This is a genomic window from Methylobacterium ajmalii, from assembly GCF_036448855.1.
Lineage (GTDB): Bacteria > Pseudomonadota > Alphaproteobacteria > Rhizobiales > Beijerinckiaceae > Methylobacterium > Methylobacterium ajmalii.
This window is the reverse complement of sequence record NZ_JAZFXT010000057.1, coordinates 80249-100287: the sequence shown is the minus strand read 5'-3', so window position 1 is coordinate 100287 and position 20039 is coordinate 80249. Positions and strand designations below refer to the sequence as shown.

Annotated in this window: 16 protein-coding genes; 5 read left to right on the top strand and 11 right to left on the bottom strand. The window is 72.1% G+C overall.

Annotated features, from left to right (window positions below):
- Positions 1-19 precede the first annotated feature (19 nt).
- The 4 genes from V3T34_RS23365 to V3T34_RS23350 all read right to left on the bottom strand — a co-directional run bounded on the left by V3T34_RS23365 (position 20) and on the right by V3T34_RS23350 (position 4029).
- Positions 20-568, bottom strand: coding sequence for a PRC-barrel domain-containing protein (locus V3T34_RS23365; RefSeq protein ID WP_060846662.1), 549 nt, complete (start codon positions 566-568; stop codon positions 20-22).
- 94 nt (positions 569-662) lie between these two features.
- On the bottom strand, positions 663-1664 hold the full coding sequence (locus V3T34_RS23360) for an Hsp33 family molecular chaperone (protein ID WP_060846663.1): 1002 nt from the start codon (positions 1662-1664) through the stop codon (positions 663-665).
- Positions 1665-1888: 224 nt separating this feature from the next.
- Positions 1889-2836 carry an ornithine carbamoyltransferase gene (gene argF / locus V3T34_RS23355; RefSeq protein ID WP_060846664.1) on the bottom strand — a complete coding sequence of 316 codons (948 nt, stop codon included), beginning with the start codon at positions 2834-2836 and terminating at the stop codon, positions 1889-1891.
- Entirely contained in the window at positions 2836-4029 is a 1194-nt protein-coding gene (locus V3T34_RS23350; protein ID WP_091883428.1) for an aspartate aminotransferase family protein, read from the bottom strand. The genes argF and V3T34_RS23350 overlap by 1 nt, the downstream gene beginning before the upstream one ends.
- A 301-nt stretch (positions 4030-4330) precedes the next feature.
- Between V3T34_RS23350 and V3T34_RS23345 the strand changes: the two genes are divergently transcribed.
- The gene (locus tag V3T34_RS23345; RefSeq protein ID WP_060846666.1) at positions 4331-4804 is read left to right on the top strand and encodes a RidA family protein; all 474 of its coding nucleotides are present in this window, start codon (positions 4331-4333) and stop codon (positions 4802-4804) included.
- A 121-nt stretch (positions 4805-4925) separates the two neighbouring features.
- A complete protein-coding gene (locus tag V3T34_RS23340) occupies positions 4926-5681 on the top strand; it encodes a glycerophosphodiester phosphodiesterase family protein (protein ID WP_060846667.1) in 756 nt (251 codons plus the stop codon).
- Between the two features lies 1 nt (position 5682).
- Here V3T34_RS23340 and V3T34_RS23335 read toward each other — a convergent pair whose 3' ends face one another.
- The 3 genes from V3T34_RS23335 to V3T34_RS23325 form a co-directional block, all read right to left on the bottom strand.
- Positions 5683-5910, bottom strand: a complete 228-nt coding sequence (locus V3T34_RS23335; RefSeq protein ID WP_060846668.1) for a hypothetical protein — start codon at positions 5908-5910, stop codon at positions 5683-5685.
- A 117-nt stretch (positions 5911-6027) separates the two neighbouring features.
- Entirely contained in the window at positions 6028-6261 is a 234-nt protein-coding gene (locus V3T34_RS23330; RefSeq protein ID WP_305077907.1) for a hypothetical protein, read from the bottom strand.
- A 141-nt stretch (positions 6262-6402) separates the two neighbouring features.
- On the bottom strand, positions 6403-7290 hold the full coding sequence (locus V3T34_RS23325; protein ID WP_305077908.1) for an MBL fold metallo-hydrolase: 888 nt from the start codon (positions 7288-7290) through the stop codon (positions 6403-6405).
- A gap of 326 nt (positions 7291-7616) precedes the next feature.
- On the opposite strand from V3T34_RS23325, the gene V3T34_RS23320 reads away from it, so the two are divergent.
- Positions 7617-10703: an autotransporter domain-containing protein gene (locus V3T34_RS23320; protein WP_331369301.1), complete on the top strand. Its 3087-nt coding sequence runs from the start codon at positions 7617-7619 to the stop codon at positions 10701-10703.
- Positions 10704-10782: 79 nt separating this feature from the next.
- Here V3T34_RS23320 and V3T34_RS23315 read toward each other — a convergent pair whose 3' ends face one another.
- On the bottom strand, positions 10783-12120 hold the full coding sequence (locus tag V3T34_RS23315; RefSeq protein ID WP_060846672.1) for an MFS transporter: 1338 nt from the start codon (positions 12118-12120) through the stop codon (positions 10783-10785).
- A 99-nt stretch (positions 12121-12219) separates the two neighbouring features.
- Positions 12220-13083, bottom strand: coding sequence for a shikimate dehydrogenase (locus V3T34_RS23310; protein WP_305077910.1), 864 nt, complete (start codon positions 13081-13083; stop codon positions 12220-12222).
- 187 nt (positions 13084-13270) lie between these two features.
- Between V3T34_RS23310 and V3T34_RS23305 the strand changes: the two genes are divergently transcribed.
- Positions 13271-15190, top strand: coding sequence for a bifunctional sugar phosphate isomerase/epimerase/4-hydroxyphenylpyruvate dioxygenase family protein (locus V3T34_RS23305; protein ID WP_305077911.1), 1920 nt, complete (start codon positions 13271-13273; stop codon positions 15188-15190).
- Between the two features lie 415 nt (positions 15191-15605).
- On the opposite strand, the gene V3T34_RS23300 is transcribed toward V3T34_RS23305, so the two are convergent.
- Together V3T34_RS23300 and V3T34_RS23295 are read right to left on the bottom strand one after the other, a co-directional pair.
- Positions 15606-16514 (bottom strand): peptidylprolyl isomerase, encoded by a 909-nt coding sequence (locus V3T34_RS23300; protein ID WP_091883439.1) that lies wholly within the window; start codon positions 16512-16514, stop codon positions 15606-15608.
- A gap of 152 nt (positions 16515-16666) precedes the next feature.
- On the bottom strand, positions 16667-16993 hold the full coding sequence (locus V3T34_RS23295; RefSeq protein WP_048429779.1) for a hypothetical protein: 327 nt from the start codon (positions 16991-16993) through the stop codon (positions 16667-16669).
- Positions 16994-17266: 273 nt separating this feature from the next.
- On the opposite strand from V3T34_RS23295, the gene V3T34_RS23290 reads away from it, so the two are divergent.
- Positions 17267-20035 carry a bifunctional acetate--CoA ligase family protein/GNAT family N-acetyltransferase gene (locus V3T34_RS23290; protein ID WP_305077912.1) on the top strand — a complete coding sequence of 923 codons (2769 nt, stop codon included), beginning with the start codon at positions 17267-17269 and terminating at the stop codon, positions 20033-20035.
- The last annotated feature ends 4 nt before the right edge of the window (positions 20036-20039 follow it).

Sequence of the window (20039 nt, the reverse complement as noted above, 5' to 3'; positions counted from 1 at the left end):
CGCCAGGCTCGGGCGCCGCTTACTGCTGCGCCGGCTGGGTCGTGGTGGTGCCGGTCGCGGCGGGGACGTCGGGCTTCGACGTGTCGGTGGCCTGCGCGCCGGCCTTCGGCGCATCCGCCTTCGCGGGCTGCTGGCCGAGATAGACGTATTCCGGCGCGGCGCGGAGCTGATCCTTGTCGGTGTTGATCACCGCCTTCAGGGTCTTGTCGTCGACGCGGGTGACCTGCAGGGCCTCGCGCGCGACCGAGACGTACTTGGTGCCGAGGCCCAGGAAGCCGCCGACGCCGACGACGTAGGACTTCACCGCCAGATCGGGACCGAGCACGATATCGGCGACCGAGCCGATCGTCTCGTTGGCGCCGTTGACGATGCTCTGGCCGATCATCTTCGAGGCCATCAGGTCGCTCGGCTCCTGGGCGACGAAGGTCGGCCGCAGGTCGTTGTTCAGGGTCGCGGGCGTGCCGGGAACGGGGGTGAGGCCGTTCTTGGGGCCGCTCGCATCCTGCGCCAGGCCGGCGCTGGCGCCGGCGACGAGGAGGAACGCGGCGGCGAGGAGGGGGCGGGACATCGACGGCTCCGACTGCTTTTCGCCCGACGCGCTCGGGCGCATGAAGAGTCGGTTGCGGTGCGAAAGGTTCCCTCGCCCCTCCCCTTTCGTCACGTCAGGCGGGCTGGCCGCCGACGATCTCGGCCTCGACCTCGGCCGGATCGAGATCGTAATGGCGCGAGCAGAACTCGCAGGTGATGCCGATGCGGCCGTCCTCGCCGACGATGTCGCGGCGCTCCTCGGCCGAGAAGTTGCGGACCATGCCCATCACCCGCTCCCGCGAGCAGCGGCAGGCCTCGTGCACCCCTTGCGCCTCGAACACCCGCACGCCGCGCTCGTGGAAGAGCCGATAGAGCAGGCGCTCGCTCGACACGGTGGGGTCGACGAGCTCGTGATCCTCGATCGTCGCCACCAGGGACTTGGCCTCGACCCAGGCGTCGTCCTCCCGGCTCGCGCTGTCGTCGAGGAACGTGTGTCCCTCCGGCAGGTCGCCGGGCGGCAGGTCGGCGAGGCGGGCGCGCTCGGGCGAGTGCGGCAGGAACTGCATCAGCAGGCCGCCGGCGCGCCAGGCCTCGCCGCTGCCCTCGACCTGCTCGGCGACGGCGAGGCGGACCCGGGTCGGGATCTGCTCCGACTGGCGGAAATACTGGTGCGCCGCCTCCTCGAAGCCCTGGCCCTCGAGCGCCACCACGCCCTGGTAGCGGCTCTGGACCGAGCCCTGGTCGATCGTCATGGCGAGGTGGCCGTGGCCGAGGAGCTGAGCCGTGTCCGCGCGCGGCCCCGCCGCCGCGACGCGGCCGGCATCGAAGCGCGCGGTGGCGCGCACCCGGTCGGGCGCCTCGAAATCGACCACCACCATGTCGACCGGGCCGTCGGACTTGGTCTGGAGCTGGAACCGGCCCTCGAACTTCAGCGACGAGCCGAGCAGCACGGTCAGCGCCGTCGCCTCGCCGAGGAGCCGCGCGACCGTGTCCGGGTAGCCGTGCCGGCGTAGGATGGTGTCGAGGGAGGGGCCGAGGCGCACGGCGCGGCCGCGCACGTCGAGAGGCTCGACGGCAAAGGGCAGGATCGCGTCGTCGCGGCCCTCGGGGCTCTGGGAGGAAGTGGTCTCGGACATGCTCTCACCGCCGCCGGCAAGGCTGAAGGCCGGCTCTCGCGCAGGAAAGAAAAGGTCTCCCGGCGGGGCGGCTTCCGCGCGGACCGCCGCCGCGCAGGCGCTCGGGAGGGAGCGGGCAGGCGGAGCGAGGAGCGGGGAAAGGCGCCGCGGCGAGAGACCGGCGTATCGCGCCATATGGTGGTCCGGGCGGTGGTTTCGAAGGGGTCCGCCGCCCGGGGAGATCGTCAGGAGACGGCGCCGAGGCACCAGGCCAGGATGCCCTTCTGGGCGTGGAGCCGGTTCTCGGCCTCGTCGAACACCACCGATTGCGGCCCGTCGATCACCTCGGCGGTGACCTCCTCCCCGCGATGGGCCGGCAGGCAGTGCATGAACACCGCGTCCTTGGCAGCCGCCGCCATCAGCCGGCCGTTGACCTGATAGGGCATCAGCAGGTTGTGGCGGTGCGCCTCGTCCTCGTCGCCCATCGAGACCCAGCAATCGGTCACGACGCAATCGGCGCCCGCCACCGCCTCGAACGGGTCGGCGGTGACGTTGAGCGTGGCGCCCTCGGCCTTGGCGCGGGCGATCAGGCTCTCGGGCACCGGCATCTCGGGCGGGCAGGCGACGTTGAGCGTGAAGTCGAACCGGGCCGCGGCGTGGGCCCAGGAGGCCAGCACGTTGTTGGAATCGCCCGACCAGGCGACGGTGCGGCCCTTGATCGGCCCGCGATGCTCCTCGAAGGTCAGCACGTCGGCCATGATCTGGCACGGGTGCGAATCCTTCGTCAGGCCGTTGATGACCGGAATGGTGGCGTATTCGGCCAGCTCCAGCATCATGCCGTGATCGAGGATGCGGATCATGATCGCGTCGATGTAGCGCGACAGCACCCGGGCGGTGTCGGCGACGGTCTCGCCGCGGCCGAGCTGCATCTCCCGGCCGGTGAGCATCAGGGTCTCGCCGCCGAGCTCCCGCATCGCCACGTCGAAGGAGACGCGGGTGCGGGTCGAGGGCTTGTCGAACACCATGCCGAGGAACTTGCCGGCGAGCGGACGCTCCGCCGGCGGCTCGCCCCGGCGGCGGCGGCGCTTCAGGTCGGCGCAGGCGTCGAGGACCGTGCGCAGCTCGGTGCTGGAGAAGTCGGTCAGGTCGAGGAAGTGCCGGGGGGCCGGCGCGATCTTCACGGGCGCATTCATCACTCGGCGGCCCTCCGGCCCCTCAGTTCCATGGCGGCGCAGGCCGCCTCCAGCTTGTCCAGGGCCGCGCTCACCTCGGCCTCGCCGATGATCAGCGGCGGCAGCAGGCGCACGACGTTGTCGCCGGCCGGGATCACCAGCAGGTGCTCGTCCCGGGCGGCGGCGGCGAATTCGGTGTTGGGCACCACGAGGCGCAGGCCCATCATCAGGCCCTCGCCGCGGATCTCGTCGACGATGTCCGGGTGGCGGTCCTTGAGGGAGGCCAGCCGCTGCTTGAGGAGCAGGCCGGTCTGGCGCACCTGCTCCAGGAAGCCGGGGGCGAGCACGATGTCGAGCACGGCGTTGCCCACCGCCATGGCGAGCGGGTTGCCGCCGAAGGTGGTGCCGTGGCTGCCCACCACCATGCCGCGGGCGGCCTCGCTGGTGGCGAGGCAGGCGCCCATCGGGAAGCCGCCGCCGATGCCCTTGGCCGAGGACAGGATGTCGGGCGTCACGCCCGACCACTCGTGGGCGAAGAGCTTGCCGGTGCGGCCGATGCCGGTCTGGACCTCGTCCATGATCAGGAGGAGGCCGTGCTCGTCGCACAAGCCGCGCAGGGTGCGCAGCCACTCGGGCGAGACCACCCGCAGGCCGCCCTCGCCCTGGATCGGCTCGATCATCAGGGCGGCGGTCTCGGGCGTGATCGCGCTTTTGAGGGCATCGAGGTCGCCGAACGGCACCTGGTCGAAGCCGTCGACCTTCGGGCCGAAGCCGTCGATGTACTTCTGCTGGCCGCCGGCCGCGATGGTGGCGAGCGTCCGGCCGTGGAAGGCGCCCTCGAAGGTGACGATCCGGTAGCGCTCCGGGTGGCCGCCGGCGGCGTGGTACTTGCGCGCCATCTTGATGCAGGCCTCGTTGGCCTCGGCACCGGAATTGGCGAAGAACACCACGTCGGCGAAGCTCGCCTCGGTCAGCCGCCGGGCCAGCCGCTCGGCCTCCGGCACCTCGAACAGGTTCGAGACGTGCCAGACCTTCTGGGCCTGCTCGGTCAGCGCGGCGACGAGGTGCGGGTGGCCGTGGCCGACCGAGTTGACCGCGATGCCGGCGCCGAAGTCGAGGTATCGCGAGCCGTCTCGGGCGATGAGCCAAGCGCCCTCACCGCGCTCGAAGGACACCTTGGCCCGGGCGTAGGTCGGCAGCAGCGAGGAGGTCACGATCTCGTCTCCGTCGCGGTCGAGTGAGTCGGTCGACCGGAAAACAAAGCGCCGCCTCGAAGGGCGGCGCGCGCGGATACTATGGAACGAGCGCTCCCTGTCAACGCCGGCCGTGAAGATGACGCCGAGACGACGGCGAGAGGAGCCCTCGCCCGGGGTTGCGGCCGGACTTCCTTCGGGGCACAGACCGGGGAGCGGCCGGGCTCGGCCGCGCCGCGGCGGCACCGCCGCGGGACGACGGACCGGCTTATCGCTCCGGCGGGCGTCACGCCCCGGACGGGCCTGGTGGGAGATCTGACAGATGAGCGCGACCCTCGACCGCCTGAAGGAGCTCGGCTTCACCCTGCCGCCGGCCGCGGCCCCGGTGGCGAACTACGTCGGCTTCCAGCGCAGCGGCAACCTGGTGATCATCTCGGGCCAGCTGCCCTTCGGCGCCGACGGCCAGATCGATCCGGCCCACAAGGGCAAGGTCGGCGCCGCGGTCTCGCCGGAGCTCGCTGCCGAGGCGGCGCGGCACTGCGCCCTCAACATCCTGGCGCAGCTGCGGGCGGCGGCCGGCAACCTCGACGACGCGGTGGTGTCCTGCCTGCGGCTCGGCGGCTTCATCAACGCGGCGCCGGGCTTCTCGGCGGTGGCCGGCGTGATGAACGGCGCCTCCGACCTGATGGTGCAGGTGCTGGGCGAGCGCGGCCGTCACGCCCGCTCGACGATCGGCGTCGCCGAATTGCCCCTCGACGCGGTGGTCGAGGTCGAGGGCATGTTCGAGATCCGGTGATCCTGGAGCAGCTCGCGATCGCGCGGCGATCACGAGGTGCCCTAGGTCTTTGATTTTGCCGCATTTTCTGCGACGAACCGGCATCCCTTTTGTCGGAAAATGCTCTAGGTTCCTTGCCATCATGACCGATCGCCTCGCCCCCGGCTGGCTGAACGCCCGGCCGATCGCCCATCGCGGCCTGCACGACCGCACCGCCGGCATCCCCGAGAACACGATCGCGGCGGCGAAGGCCGCGATCGCGGGCGGCTACGCGATCGAGTGCGACGTCCAGCTCAGCCGGGACGGCGAGGCGATGGTGTTTCACGATGCCGGCCTCGGCCGGCTGACCGGGGCCGACGGCCTGGTGCGCGAGCGCGACGCCGCCGATCTCGGGCAACTGACGGTGCTCGGCAGCGCCGAGCGGGTGCCCACCCTGCCGGAGTTCCTGGAGACGATCGCCGGCCGCACGCCGCTGATCGTCGAGGTGAAGACCCGGTTCGACGGCGACCTCGCGCTCGCCCGCCGGACCGCCGAGATCGTGGCCGCCTATGACGGTCCGCTGGCGGTGAAGTCGTTCGATCCGGTGATCGTCGGCGCGCTCGCCGACCTCGTTCCCGGCATCCCGCGCGGCATCGTGGCGGAGAGCCGCCACGACGACCCGTCCTACGCGAGCCTCACCGAGGCGCAGCGGCACGGGCTGGGCCAGCTGCTGCATTTTTCGGAGAGCCGGCCGGACTTCCTGTCCTGGCGCGTCGACGACCTGCCGAACGCCGCCACCCATCTCTGCCGCCTTCTCGGGCGGATGCCGGTGATGGCCTGGACCGTGCGCAACGAGGTGCAGATGCGCCTCGCGCGGACCCATGCCGACCAGATGGTGTTCGAGGGCTTCCGGCCCTGAATCAGGGACGGGCCGGCATCTGGAACCAGGCGAACCGGGGCACCAGGCCGGCGAGCGCCGCCGACGGGCATTCGGCGCTGAGGGCGTCGGCCACCGCGTCGGCCTCCTCCATCGCGAGCCCGACCTGCAGAACGTCGTCGATCACCGCGATGGCGCCCGAGCGCACGTCGTAGACGGTCCAGCCGTCGCGGTCGCGGCGAATGTCGTAGCGGGTGGCGTGGATCGACATGGATGTGCGTCCCGGCTGGTGAGGATGGCGTAGTCCGGTGGGGGCATGGGTCGATGTGCCGGCGCGCACGCGACGGCTGGGTGGGTAGGCGCGGACGGTGCGGACGACGCGCGCCCGTCAGCCCCGCCCGATCGGCCCGGCCCGCACGTAGCCGCGGGAGATCAGCCGGTCGCGCTGACGCGTCCGGCGCTCGGCCTCGCCGAGATCGGCGAGCGCATCGGCGATCGCCCGGCGGAGCGCCAGGCCGGCATCTCCCCCGGCCGCCGTCAGGTAGGCGGCCGCGATCGTCTCGACGCCGGGCGCCCGCCCGTCGCGTCGCTCCGCCGGTTCGTGGTTGATGGCGCCGTTCATGGCTTTCAGGCTCACCGCTGCGCGAAGCCGGCCCCGCCGACTCACGTTAGAACATAACGTGAACAAGCCACGGCGAGGGCGGTCCGGTCAAGCTGCGTTCGCGTGGCCGGCGGCCGGTGTGGATAGCGGGGAGAGCGTGCCTCAGGGCGCGCGGGTCGCCGCCGGGTCGCCGGCCCGCACCGGCGCCTCGACGTAGCGGCCCCGGGCCGGTACCGCCACCGACGCGAAGTCGCGGGGGAGGTCGTGCAGGGCCCGGCGCAGGCCGGGGCCGCGCAGCGGCCGGCCGTGGCCGGTAAGGGCCAGTTCGGGCTCGAGCTGCGCGAGGGCCGCCACCGAGCGCCCGGCGGCGTCCCAGTCGACCGTGAGGTAGCGCGGCGGCCCATGCATCTCGGGCGCCTGCGTCGCGACGGCGTAGACCGATTCCTGCGCGGTCGCCACGAAGGCGTCGCCGGCAATGAGCGTCCGGTCGGCAGCGCGCCAGAGCGAGACGTGGCCGGGGGAATGGCCGGGTGTGTGGAGCCAGCGCCAGCCCGGCAGCGGCGGCACGCTGCCGTCCTCCGGCAGGAGGTGCAGGCGGGCGCCGACGTCGACCGGACTCGTGGGGAAGAGCGGCGAGAGCCGGGCGACGAGGCCGCCGCCGACGCCCGGATCCGGAGCCGGGTAGGCGGCGCTGCCGTCGAGATAGGGGCGCTCGAGCGGGTGCGCCCAGACCGGGGCGTCCCAGGCCTCGGCCAGATCCTCGAGCACGCCGACATGGTCGAAATGGCCGTGGGTGAGCACGATCGCGGCCGGGCGGGCGCCCTGACCGAACCGGGACGCGGCCGCCGCCTCGATGGCGGCCCGCGAGCCCATGATCCCGGCATCGACCAGCACCCAGCCCCGATCCCCCGCCCCGGGCGGGCCCAGATACGCGACGTTGACGATGGCGTGGCGCTGGTAGGCGAGGTCCGAGCGCAGCGCGTGGGTGCCGTCCGGGCCGGCGGGGGCGTCGTCGACCGAGTCGGGATCGATCGGGATCTGCTGGGTCATGCCGGCACCTCGCGACGGGAATGCCCGACCAATGCTCCCAAGGAGTATCTGTTCCCGCAGCCCCTCCCTCGCCTCCCCGCTCTCGTGACGTTTCTGCAACGACCGTCCGGAAAGAGACGATTGCGAAACATCCGTGGCCCCAATCGGGCTTTTTCGCGGCTACTTTCGCCACGAGCGCTGACAGGCGCCGTCCGCAAAGAAGAAGGCTGCAAAGCCCACGCCCCAATCGAGGCAATTTGATGCAAGTCCATAGACAGTCGAGACGCAAGACGATGGCCGCCCGCGGCTTGATCTCGCTCCTCTGCTCGACGATCTCTTACGCAGCGTTGGCCCAGTCGTCCGGGTACCAGGATCCGGGCCGCCCGGGCGACGCCGCGAGCTGGCGCACGCCGGAATATCTCGGCGACTGGGGCCTGACCTCGATGCGGGCCGACCAGGCCTATGCCCGGGGCGTCACCGGGCGCGGCATCGTGGTCGGCTCGGTCGATTCCGGCTTCCTCGCCACCCATCCGGAATTCGCCGGCCAGGTGACGTCCCTCACCGTGCAGGGCAACTACCTCGCGGACGGCTACCGCTACGAGACCGCCGCGGGCGTGCGCAGCGACCTGTTCGCGGCGGGCAGCGCCTTCTCGGTGCCGGGCACCTGGATCCGCGGCGTCAACGACGATCACGGCACCCATGTCGACGGCACCATCGTGGCGCGCCGCGACGGCACCGGCATGCACGGCGTCGCCTTCGGGGCGACCCTGCTCGCCACCAACACCAACGCCACCGATTCCGCGATCTACGGCGCCAACCAGGACTACGCCTACTTCAAGGCCGCCTACGGCAACCTGGCGGCCGCCGGCGCGCGGGTGATCAACTCGTCCTGGGGCAGCCCACCGCCCTCCGAGAACTACAACACCCTCGCCGGGGTCGCGGCCGGCTACGCCAAGTTCCAGGGCCGGCTCGACTGGCTCGACGCGGTCGCCGAGACCACCCGGCAATACGGCACCATCATGGTCTTCGCCGCCGGCAATGCCGGGGTGAACAACCCGACCGTGCGCGCCGCCCTGCCCTACTTCGAGCCCGACCTCGAATCGCGATGGATCGCCGCCTCGGGCCTGACCATCGACGACGGCACGGCGTTCAACCGCTGCGGGCTCGCCAAGTACTGGTGCATCGCCGCGCCCGGCCGCGGCATCCTGAGCACCGTGACCTCGACCGCGGGCGTGGCGGGCTACGGCACCAAGAGCGGCACCTCGATGTCGGCGCCCCACGTCACCGGCGCGCTGGCGCTGGTGATGGAGCGCTTCCCCTACATGACCAACGAGCAGGCGCGCGACGTGCTGCTCACCACCGCGACCCATCTCGGCAGCGGCCCGGCCGACGTGCCGAACGAGACCTTCGGCTGGGGCAAGATCGATCTCGGCCGCGCCATGAACGGCCCGGGCCAGTTCCTCGGCCGCTTCACCGCCACCCTGCCGGGCGGCACGCTCGACATCTGGTCGAACGACATCTCGGACGCCGCGCTGCGCCAGCGCCAGGTCGAGGACGGCGCCGAGCACGCGACCTGGCTGCAGGTGAAGGCCGCCCGCGGCTGGAGCGCCGGCCTGCCGGCGGGCGCGACCGCCGACCAGCAGATCGAATACACCTGGCGCGAGGCGCGCGATCAGGCCTTCCTCGCCCGCACCTACCAGGGCGGGCTGACCAAGGCCGGGGACGGCGCGCTGATCCTGACCGGCGCCAACACCTATACGGGCTCGACCGAGGTGAATGGCGGCCTGCTCGCCGTGAACGGGTCGATCACCTCGATCGCCAACGTGAATGCGGGCGGCACGCTCGGCGGCAACGGCACCCTCGGCGGGCTCGCCGTCCGCTCGGGCGGCACCGTGGCGCCAGGCCTCGGCATCGGCACGCTCAACGTCGCCGGCAACGTCGGCTTCGCCCCGGGGTCGCTCTACGCCGTCGAGGTCGCCCCGGGCCGCAGCGACCGCATCAGCGCCACCGGCGCCGCGCGGATCGACGGCGGCACCGTGACGGTCGCGGCGGAGGGGACGGGCGGCGTCTTGAGCCCCGGCGCCCTGCGCGGGCTGCTCGGCCAGCGCACCACGATCCTGTCGGCGACCCAGGGGATCAGCGGCCGCTTCGACGCCGCGATGCCGGGCTACACCTTCATCGGGGCGAACCTCGATTACGGCACCGACAGCGTCGGCCTGACGCTGGCGCGCAACGCCACGACCTTCGCGTCCATCGGCGCCACCCGCAACCAGGCCGCGACCGGCGGGGCGATCGAGGCGCTCGGCGCCGGCAACGCGCTCTACGAGACGGTGCTGGTCAACGCCGATCCGGCGGCGGCGCGCTCCGCCTTCGCGTCCCTCTCGGGCGAGATCCATGCCAGCGCCGTGACGGCGCAGTTCGAGACCGCGTTCTTCGTGCGCGAGGCGATCCTCGACCGCCTGCGCCGGGGCGACGTCGCGGGCGCGCCGGTCTTCGGGGGCCTCTCGGCGGCCAGCCTGCCGGCGGCCTACTCGGCCGACCTGCCGGGCCGGGTCGCGCCGCCCGCCCAGGTGCCGGCGCAGCTCGCCGCGCCGCGGGCCTACGGGCTCTGGGGCCAGGGCTTCGGCGCCTTCGGCCGGACGCGGAGCGACGGCAACGCCGCCTCGCTGTCGCGCCAGATCAGCGGCTTCGTCCTCGGTGCCGATACCGGCCTCGATCTCGGCGGGCTCCCCGGCGCCTGGCGCGTCGGCGTCGCTGGCGGCTACACCAACACCAGCCTCGACGTGACCGGCAGGGCCTCCTCGGGCGTGATCGAGAGCGGCTTCGGCGGCCTCTACGCCGGCACCACCCTCGGGCCGGTGGCCCTGCGCTTCGGCGGCGTCGCGGGGGGCAACAGCCTGTCGCTCCGGCGCAGCATCCTGGCACCGGGCTTTGCCCAGGGGCTGAACGCCCGCACCAGCGGCTTCACCGCGCAGGTCTTCGGCGAGGTCGGCTACCGGGTGGCGTTCGGCGCGGCCGTGATCGAGCCCTTCGTCGGCGCGGCGGCGATCCGCATCGGCCAGGACGCCTTCACCGAGCGCGGCGGCCCGGCGGCCTTGTCCGGCCTCGGCCGCGACAACGATCTGGCCGCCACCACGGTCGGCGTGCGCGGCTCGACCCGGCTCACCGCCGACCTGCCTGTGTACCTGACCGGCCTCGTCGGCTGGCGCCGGGCCTACGGCGACGTGGTGCCCAAGGCCCTCCTCGCCTTCGGGGCCGGCCAGACCGGCTTCCTGGTCGCCGGCGTGCCGATCAACCGCGACGCGGTGGTGGCGCAGGCCGGCCTCGACTGGGCGGTCTCCCCGGCGACGACGCTCGGCGTGTCCTATACCGGCCAGGCCGGCGAGCGGGCGCAGGACCACGCGGTGAAGGGCAACTTCACCTACCGGTTCTGATCGGCTGACGAACAAGGAAGGCCCGCCGCCTCGGCCGAGGCGGCGGGCCTTTCCTGTCATGGGGTGGGGCAGGATCGGGTCAGCGCTTGCCCAGCAACTCCATCGGCGTGCGGTAGGTCTCCCGCGCCGTGAAGATCGACACCGCGGCGATGCCGGCCGTGACGGTGACGAAGGCCGCGACCGGGACCCAGCCGGTCGGGCCGTCGCCGAGGAGCGCGGCGCTGATCACCGGGGCGAAGCCGCCGAGCGCGAAGCCGATCTGGGTGCCGATCGCCATGCCCGACAGCCGGACCTTGGTGTCGAACATCTCGCCGTAGAGCGACGGCCACACCCCGTTGGCGGCGCTGTAGACCACGCCCGAGAGCAGGATGCCGAAGGTGAAGATCAGCGGGATGTTGCCCTGGCTGATCGCCCACATGTAGGGCCAGATCAGCGCGGCGGAGCCGAGCGCGCCGAAGATGAAGACCGGGCGGCGGCCGATCCGGTCGGCGAGCGCCGCGAAGGCCGGGATCGCGCCGAGCGCCACCACGTTGGCGAGGATCAGCACGGTCAGCATCGTCGGGCGGTCGATCTTCATCGTGTTGACCGCGTAGGACAGGGTGAAGACGCTGAAGATCGTGCTCACCACCGAGACCAGCGCGGCGAAGATCACCCGCAGCACGTCGGCCCACTGGGTGCGGAACAGCACCGCGACCGGCAGGTCGGCCTTGGCGTGGGCCTGCGTCTCCTGCTCCTTCTCGAAGACCGGGGTCTCCGGGAGGGTGCGGCGGACCCAGAACCCGACCGCGACCACGAGGGCGCTGAGGAAGAACGGGATGCGCCAGCCCCAGGACAGCATCTGCGCCTCGGGCATCTGGGTGATCGGCAGGAAGACCAGCGTGGCGAGGATCAATCCCGCCTGGGTGCCGCTCAGGGTGAAGCTGGTGAAGAAGGCGCGCTTGTGGGCGGGGGCGTGCTCCAGCGTCATCGAGTTGGCACCGGCCTGCTCGCCGGCGGCCGAGACGCCCTGGAGCAGGCGGGCGATGACGAGCAGGATCGGCGACAGGATGCCGAGCTGGTCGTAGGTCGGCAGGCAGCCGATCATGAAGGTCGAGAGGCCCATCAGGAGCAGCGTGAAGGTGAGCACCTTCTTGCGGCCGAAGCGGTCGCCGATATGGCCGAGCGCCACGGCGCCGAGCGGCCGGGTGATGTAGGCGACGCCGAAGGTCGCGAACGAGGCGATCGCGGCCGCCTGCGGGTTGTTCGGCGCAAAGAACAGTTTCGGGAAGATCAGCGCCGCGGCGGTGCCGTAGATAAAGAAGTCGTAGTATTCGACCGCGCTGCCGATCCAGCTCGCGAGCGCGGCCTTCTTCGGCGTCTTCACGGCCTCGGGTTCGGCGACCGCGGCGGCGGGCGCGGGATAGACGGAGGAGGTCATCGGGCGTTTCCTTGGGGATTGGGGACGGACGGGCCCGTTGGATCGGACCGCATTCTTCAAAGGCTTGGGTGGCGGCTCGAGCCGCCGACCGGGACCGGTTCAGGCCGTCCGGCCGAGCTCGGCGAAGTGGCGGAGCATCCGCTCCGGGTCCGGGGTCAGGCCGGTGATGAGGCGGAAGGCCTCGACCGCCTGGAACACCGCCATGCCGCCGCCGTCGAGGGTGCGGCAGCCGATCCGGCGCGCCTCGCGCAGGAGCGCGGTCTCGAGCGGGAAATAGACGATCTCGGCGACGAAAAGCCCAGGATGCAGGTACTCGCCCGGCAGCGGCAGGCCCGGATACTTGTCCATGCCGGTCGGCGTGCAGTGGACGAGGCCGTCCGCCGCCGCGACTTCCGCCGCCAGGTCGGTGCAGGCCCGCGCGCGGCCGGCGCCGAAGCGCGCGCAGAGCGAGGCCGCGACGCCAGCCGCCCGGGCCGGGTCGATGTCGTTGAGGACGAGATCCTCGACTCCGAGGGTCAGGAGCGCGTGGGCCACCGCCGCGCCGGCACCGCCCGCGCCGAGCTGCACGACGCGGCTCAGCGCCACGTCGGGCAGGCCGCGCCGGAACGCCTCGGCGAAGCCCCACCAGTCGGTGTTGTGGCCGATCCGCTTGCCGTCGCGCAGGACCACCGTGTTGACGGCGCCCAAGGCGGCCGCGTCGGGCGACAGCTCGTCGAGATGGGCGAGCACCGCCTGCTTGCAGGGATGGGTGATGTTGAGGCCGGAAAAGCCCATCCGCTCGGCGGCGGTCAGAAGCTCGGGCAGCGCGTCGGCACCCAGGCCGAGCTTCTCCAGGTCGATCTTCTGGTAGAGGAGGCGCAGGCCCTGCGCGTCGCCCTCGTGCTCGTGCATCGGAGGCGTGCGGGACGCCTGGATGCCGTTGCCGATCAGGCCGGCCAGGACGGATCTGGGGGCTGCGCCCATGATGCGGGCTCCTCTCTCGAACGTTCCTCGGATGACGCGATTGCGACGCGCTTGAGGTCAAATGTACTAACCAGTACGTTCATGTCAAGCGCGGAAGGCGGCGGGCCGCCCCCTCCCCGCTCCGGGCTCGACGGAGCCGGCCCCGTTTGCGATGGAGGACCGGCGCACAAGCAGACGGGAGAACGCAATGCGGAAGGCGATCGCCACGGTGTCGGTAAGCGGCACGCTGATCGAGAAGCTGGAGGCGATCGCGGCGGCGCGCTTCGACGGGGTCGAGATCTTCGAGAACGACCTCCTGTTCCACACCGGCCCGGCCCGCGACGTGCGCCGCTACGCCTCCGACCTCGGCCTGTCGATCGACCTGTTTCAGCCCTTCCGCGACTTCGAGGGCGTGTCGGACGAGCAGCTGAAGCGCAACCTCGACCGGGCCGAGCGCAAGTTCGACCTGATGGAAGAGCTCGGCGCGCCGCTGATCCTGGTCTGCTCCAACGTCGGGAACGAGGTCTCGGACGACGACGCCCGGATGGCCGACCAGCTCTACCAGCTCGCCGAGCGGGCGGCGAAGCGCGGCCTCAAGATCGGCTTCGAGGCGCTGTCCTGGGGCACCAAGGTCCGCACCTTCGACCGGGCCTGGGGCATCGTCGAGCGGGCGAACCACCCGCATCTCGGCCTGATCCTCGACAGCTTCCACACGCTCGCTCTCCCGGACGACTGGTCGGGCATCGCGAACCTCCCGGGCCAGCGGGTGTTCTTCGTCCAGCTGGCCGATGCCCCGCGCATCGGCATGAACCCGCTGACCTTGAGCCGCCACTTCCGCTGCCTGCCGGGCCAGGGCGACCTCGACGTGCCGGGCTTCCTCCAGGCGGTGCTCGCCTGCGGCTATACCGGCACGATCTCGCTCGAGATCTTCAACGACGACATGCGGGCCGCGCCCCCGCGCCAGACCGCGGCCGACGGCCACCGCTCGCTGCTCTTTCTCGAGGAGCGGGTGCGGCGCACCGACGAGGCCGCCGCGCTCGCGCCCTCTGCGCCCAAGCGGCCCCGCCGCCGGGTCGAGCTGTTCGACCCGCCGCTGCCGCCGGCCATCGCCGGGCACCGCTTCATCGAGGTGGCGGTGGACGAGCGCTGCGAGGGCGCGCTGGCGCGTCTCCTCGGCCAGCTCGGCTTCACGCGGCTCGGCCGCCACCGCAGCAAGGCAGTGACGCTCTACGGCCAGGGCGACATCCGCATCGTGCTCAACCGCGAGCCGGATTCCTTCGCCTCGTCCTACTTCCTGATGCACGGCCCCTCGGTCTGCGCCCAGGCCATCATCACCGACGACGCGCTCGCGGCGCTCGGCCGGGCCGAATCCTACGGCGCGGCCCGCTTCGGCGGCCGCATCGGGCCGGACGAGAACTCCTTCCCGTCGATCCGGGCGCCCGACGGCAGCCTGATCATCCTCACCGACCCGCAGACCGGGAGCGACTTCGAGCACGACTTCGTGATGGAGGACGGTGCCGAACCGGCGGGCCTGCTCACCCGGGTCGACCACGTGGCGCAGGCCCTGCCCGAGGGCCAGCTCGATTCCTGGGTGCTGTTCTACCGCGCGGTGCTCGGGCTCGAGCCGGAGGACGTGGTGGTGCTGCCCGACCCCTATGGCCTCGTGCGCAGCAAGGCGATGTCGAACGCCGAGCGCACCATGCGGCTGCCGCTCAACATCTCGGAGAGCCGCAACACCGCCACCGCCCGCCTGGTGTCGAGCTTCGCGGGCGCCGGCGTCCACCACATCGCGCTCGCCACCGACGACATCTTCGCGGCGGCCGAGCGCCTCAAGGCCGCCGGCGCGACGCTGCTGCCGATCCCGGCCAACTACTACGACGACGTGGCCGCCCGCTTCGGGCTCGACGACGCGCTCATCGCCCGCATGCAGAGCCTGAGCATCCTCTACGACCGGGTCGGCGAGGGCGAGTTCCTGCAATTCTACACGACGCCGTTCGAGGAGCGGTTCTACTTCGAGATCGTGCAGCGCAAGGGCGGCTACGACTTGTATGGGGCGCCGAACGCCCCGGTGCGGATGGCGGCCTTGGCGGCGTTGCGGGGCCCGAACCTGTCGCAGGTGCTGCGGTAGGTTTTTCGGAGGGGCGGGCACCCCGCCCCTCCCGGCCGGATCGCAGGGGCAGTGCACGACAATGGCGTGAAGCCTGGCGGTACGTGGCTTTCCCAACCGCGACCTCATCCTGAGGTGCGACCGCAGGGAGCCTCGAAGGAGGGCTCCAGAAGTCTCCGAGATTTCTGGAGCCCTCCTTCGAGGTCAGTCGATCAAAGATCGACTAACACCTCAGGATGAGGTTCGAGATGGGACAGGCCGACGTCACGTGTGAACGGCCCTGTCGTGTACCATCGACCGAGCCAACACAACTCTGCTCGACCGAATGACGCATGGGGTAAGATTTCCGTCGCGTGCTGGGGATCGGCAGGGTTCCTCAGCAAAAAACCCCCGGACGCCATGCGTCCGGGGGTTTTCCTTCAACCGAAGTCGCGTCTTACTTCTTCTCGTCCGCCTTCGGAGCGGGCGCCGGAGCCGCGGGGGCAGTCCCGACGCGCTCGATCTTGGCCCCCTCGCGCAGCTTGGTGATGATGTCCTGCTGGGTCTTGCGGGTGAGGTAGGCCTCGACCTGCTCCTTCATCTCGTCGAAGCTCGGCACCGGCTTGCTGCGCTTCTCCTCGACCTTGATGACGTGCCAGCCGAACTGGGTCTTGATCGGGTCGGAGATCTTGCCGGCCTCGAGCTTGAAGGCCGCGTCGGCGAAGGGCGCGACCATCCGCTCCTTGGTGAACCAGCCGAGATCGCCGCCCTCGGCCTTGGATCCGGGATCCTTCGAGGTCTCGGCCGCCACCTTGGCGAAGTCCTCGCCGGCCTTCAGGCGCGCGGCGATCTTCTTGGCCTCGGCCTCGTTGTCGACGAGGATGTGGCGGGCGTGGACCTCCTCCTCGGGCTTCATCGCCTTGACGGTCTCGTCGTAGAGCGCCTTGGCGGCCTGCGGCGTGACGGCCTTCTTGGCCTCGCGCTCGAGGTACTCGTCGAGGAGGAGCTTGTCGCGGAAATAGGCGAGCTTGCGGGTGAAGTCGGGGCTCTCGGCCACCTTGTCCTTCTCGGCGGCCTGGGCGCCGATCTTCAGGTCGACCATGTAGTCGACGAGCAGGTTGCGCTTCTGCGCCTCGTCGACGCCGGGCAGCGACAGGGCCGGGTCGTCGGCCGCCACGGCGAGATCGCCGGCGGTGATGGTCGCGCCGTTCACCTTGGCCACGACGGTATCGGGGGACTGGGCCGGGGCGGCGGACGGAGCAGCGGCAGGAGCGGCGGGGGCCGGCGCCTGGGCGAGCGCGGCGCCCGGCAGGAGGAGCCCGAGGGCGAGCGCGCCGTTGCGCCAGAAGGGGGAGAGGGTCGGCATGGCGTGATCCTTGGGGCCCGTGCGCGAGGTCGTTTTCAGACGGCGGACAGGTGGCAAAGATCGGCCGACAAGACAAGCGGCGCACGGCGCCGCAGCGGCAAGGGAGCAGCCGCGCACCCGCGGACCTCTCCGGCCCGCGGGTGCGGATCGGTTCAGTAGCCGGTCGAGGCGACCTCGACACGGTTGCCGCGGCGCGCGAAGGCGACCGAGGCGGCCGCGCCGTCCTGGGTGCCGGGCACCGAGAAGCTGACGACCTGGTCGGAGGCCAGCGTGGTGATGACGCGCAGCGGGGTGGCGGCGGTCGCGTCGGTCGGCGCCAGGGTGGCGACGACGCGCAGGCCGTCCTTCTCGACGGTGTAGTAGGCCGAGCCGCGCACCGGGCCGAGATCGAGGCTGTGCGACTGGCGCGGGGTCAGCTCTGAGGCGCCCGCCGCGGTGGCGAGAACGAGACCGAGGGCGGAGAGGGCGATGAGACGCATCGGTGGTCCAGGAGTTCTGTCCGGCGCGAGATGCGCATCCGGAAAGCCGGGATCTGCCGGGAGACGTCAATAAAGCATTCACTATTGTGCGACGCAATAGAAACATATTGCAATGCATCATGATGCAGCCGCACCGGTTCGCCGGCATTCCTGCTCATTCCGCCGCGCGGGTCGCTCGTACCGTCTCCCGTGACCTGCGGCCCGCCCCGCCCTACCTGCCAGGGCGACCCCGCCGACGTGGCCGCCCCCGCCGACCCGGATTGCTGGACTCGCATGAGCACCTACCGCTTCGACAGGCTCCTCAGCCCGCGCTCCGTGGCGCTGGTGGGCGCGAGCGCGCGGCCGAATGCGTTCGGCGCCGCGATCCTGCGCAACCTGCGCGAGGCGGGCTTTGCCGGCCCGATCTGGCCGGTGAACCCGCGCCACGACAGCGTCGACGGCGTCCAGGCCTTCGCCGACCTCGCCGACCTGCCCGAGCCCGCCGACCTCGTGGTGATCGTGACCCCGCCCGAGACCGTGCCGGAGGTGGTGGCGGCGGCCGGCCGCAAGGGCTGCGGGGCGGCGGTCGTCATCACCACCGGCCTCGGCAGCGGGCCGGATTCGCTGGCGGAAGCCGCGCGGGCGGCGGCACGGCGCCACTCGTTGCGGCTCGTCGGGCCCGACAGCATGGGGCTCGCCGTGCCGGGGAGCGCGCTCAATGCCAGCCTGCTCGCCCGGGCGCCGCTGCCCGGCGACCTGGCGCTGATCTCGCAGTCGCGCACCGTGGCGGCCGGCATCGTCGCCTGGGCCCAGGGGCGCGGCACCGGATTCTCCGGCATCGTCTCCCTCGGCAACGCCCTCGACGTCGACATCGCCGACTGCCTCGACCACTTCGCCGCCGACATCCGCACCCGGGCGATCCTCTTGTCGATCGCCACCGTGACCGACGCGCCGAAGTTCATGTCGGCGGCCCGGGCCGCCGCCCGGGCGAAGCCCGTGGTGGTGATCCGCTCCGGCCGCCACGACGCCGCCCGGATCGCCGACGGCCGCGCCGCTCCTCCGGTCCTCACGCACACCGGGATCACCCACACCGGCATCCTGGCGCGCACCGACGCGGTCTACGACGCGGCCTTCCGCCGGGCGGGCCTGTTGCGGGTCCAGGACCTCGACGAGATGTTCTCGGCGGTCGAGACGCTGGGTCGCCAGCGACCCTTCCCGGGCCGGCGCCTCGCCATCCTGGCCAACGGCCGCGGCGTCGGCGCCATCGCGGTCGACCGGCTGATCGATCTCGGCGGCTCCCTCGCCGGCCTCTCGGAGGAGACGAGGGCGCGGCTCGCCGCCGCGGTGCCGGGCACCGGCCCGCAGGATTGGCGCAACCCGGTCGATATCGGCGCCGACGCCGACGGGCCGCGCTACGCCGCGGCGCTGGAGGCCCTGATGGCCGACCGCGACAACGATGCGGTGCTGGTCATCAACGTGCCGACCGCGCTCTCGGGCGGCAGCGCGGTCGCGAGCGAGATCGTCGAGGCGGTAAAGCGGGGGCGCAAGGGCGCCTTCCGGGCCCGCCCGGTCTTCGCCGTCACGGTGGGCGACGAGGCCGCCGGCGAGATCCTGAGCCAGGCCGGCATCCCGCGCTTCGCCACCGATGCCGACGCGGTCGAGGGCTTCACCCACCTCGTGCGCTACCGCGAGGCGCAGGACGACCTCACCACCACCCCGGCGGTGCTGCCCGACGACCTCGTGCCGGATGCCGGCGCCGCCCGGGCGATCGTCGACCGGGTGCTGGCGGACGGCCGCACCTGGCTCGATCCCCGCGAGATGGCGGACCTGCTCGCGGCCTACGGCATCCCGGCCCAGCCGGTGACGCTCGCCGCCGACGCCGGTGCGGCCGCGGAGGCCGCCTGGCCGATCATCGCGGCGGGCGGCACGGTGGCGCTCAAGCTCGCCTCGCCGGACGTGGTGCACAAGTCCGACGTCGGCGGCGTGCGCCTGGGGCTGACCAGCGAGGCGGCGGTGCGCGAGGCCGCCGCCGAGATGCTGGCCCGGGTGGCGCAGGAGCGGCCCGAGGCCCGGATCACCGGCTTCGTCGTCCAGGCGATGCTGCGCCGGACCCAGGCGCGCGAGCTGATCGCCGGCCTCGTCGACGATCCGGTCTTCGGCCCCGTCGTGGTGTTCGGCCGCGGCGGCACCGCCGTCGAGGTGATCGACGACCGGGCTTTGGCGCTCCCGCCCCTCGACCGGCGTCTCGCCGCCGACCTGATCGGGCGGACCCGGGTGGCGCGCCGGCTCAAGGCCTATCGCGACGTGGCCGCGGCCGACGAGGCGGCGGTCGCCCTGGTGCTGGTCAAGCTCGGCCAGCTCGCCGCCGACCTGCCGGAATTGCGCGAGCTCGACATCAACCCGCTCCTCGCCGACCGGGACGGCGTCATCGCCCTCGACGCCCGCGCGGCGGTGGCGCCCCTGCCGCCGGAGCGCCGGCGCGACGCCGGCACCGGCCCGAGCCACGCGCGCTTCGCCGTGCGGCCCTATCCCCGCGCCTGGGAGCGCCGCATCGTACTCGACGGGCAGGCGATCCTGGTCCGCCCGGTGCGGGCCGAGGACGAGGGGCTGTTCGAGGTCTTCTTCAAGCAGGTCAGCGCCGAGGACCTGCGCCTGCGCTTCTTCGCGCCGGTGCGCGACTTCAGCCACGCCTTCCTCGCCCGCCTGACCCAGCTCGACTACGCCCGCGCCATCGCCTTCGTGGCGATCGAGGAGGCGACCGGCACGATGATGGGGGCGGTGCGCCTGCACGCCGACGCCAACCACGAGACCGGCGAGTACGCGATCCTGGTCCGCTCCGACCTCAAGGGCCTCGGGCTCGGCTGGTCGCTGATGGGGCTGATGCTCGACTGGGCCCGGGCCGAGGGCCTGCGCCACGTCGAGGGACAGGTGCTGCGCGAGAACACCACCATGCTGGCGATGTGCCGCAAGCTCGGCTTTACGGTGAGGACCGACCCCTCCGACCCCGACCTGAAGCTGGTGCGGCGCGCGCTGGCGGAGGAAAGTGGCGCGCCCGCAACCTGACGCC

Bases quoted from the DNA above. Each gene is read 5' to 3' on its own strand.
- V3T34_RS23365 (WP_060846662.1), bottom strand. From the start codon at position 568: ATGTCCCGCCCCCTCCTCGCCGCCGCGTTCCTCCTCGTCGCCGGCGCC.
- V3T34_RS23295 (WP_048429779.1), bottom strand. From the start codon at position 16,993: ATGCGTCTCATCGCCCTCTCCGCCCTCGGTCTCGTTCTCGCCACCGCG.
- V3T34_RS23310 (WP_305077910.1), bottom strand. From the start codon at position 13,083: ATGGGCGCAGCCCCCAGATCCGTCCTGGCCGGCCTGATCGGCAACGGC.
- argF (WP_060846664.1), bottom strand. From the start codon at position 2,836: ATGAATGCGCCCGTGAAGATCGCGCCGGCCCCCCGGCACTTCCTCGAC.
- V3T34_RS23325 (WP_305077908.1), bottom strand. From the start codon at position 7,290: ATGACCCAGCAGATCCCGATCGATCCCGACTCGGTCGACGACGCCCCC.
- V3T34_RS23340 (WP_060846667.1), top strand. From the start codon at position 4,926: ATGACCGATCGCCTCGCCCCCGGCTGGCTGAACGCCCGGCCGATCGCC.
- V3T34_RS23315 (WP_060846672.1), bottom strand. From the start codon at position 12,120: ATGACCTCCTCCGTCTATCCCGCGCCCGCCGCCGCGGTCGCCGAACCC.
- V3T34_RS23345 (WP_060846666.1), top strand. From the start codon at position 4,331: ATGAGCGCGACCCTCGACCGCCTGAAGGAGCTCGGCTTCACCCTGCCG.
- V3T34_RS23330 (WP_305077907.1), bottom strand. From the start codon at position 6,261: ATGAACGGCGCCATCAACCACGAACCGGCGGAGCGACGCGACGGGCGG.
- V3T34_RS23300 (WP_091883439.1), bottom strand. From the start codon at position 16,514: ATGCCGACCCTCTCCCCCTTCTGGCGCAACGGCGCGCTCGCCCTCGGG.
- V3T34_RS23305 (WP_305077911.1), top strand. From the start codon at position 13,271: ATGCGGAAGGCGATCGCCACGGTGTCGGTAAGCGGCACGCTGATCGAG.
- V3T34_RS23335 (WP_060846668.1), bottom strand. From the start codon at position 5,910: ATGTCGATCCACGCCACCCGCTACGACATTCGCCGCGACCGCGACGGC.
- V3T34_RS23290 (WP_305077912.1), top strand. From the start codon at position 17,267: ATGAGCACCTACCGCTTCGACAGGCTCCTCAGCCCGCGCTCCGTGGCG.
- V3T34_RS23360 (WP_060846663.1), bottom strand. From the start codon at position 1,664: ATGTCCGAGACCACTTCCTCCCAGAGCCCCGAGGGCCGCGACGACGCG.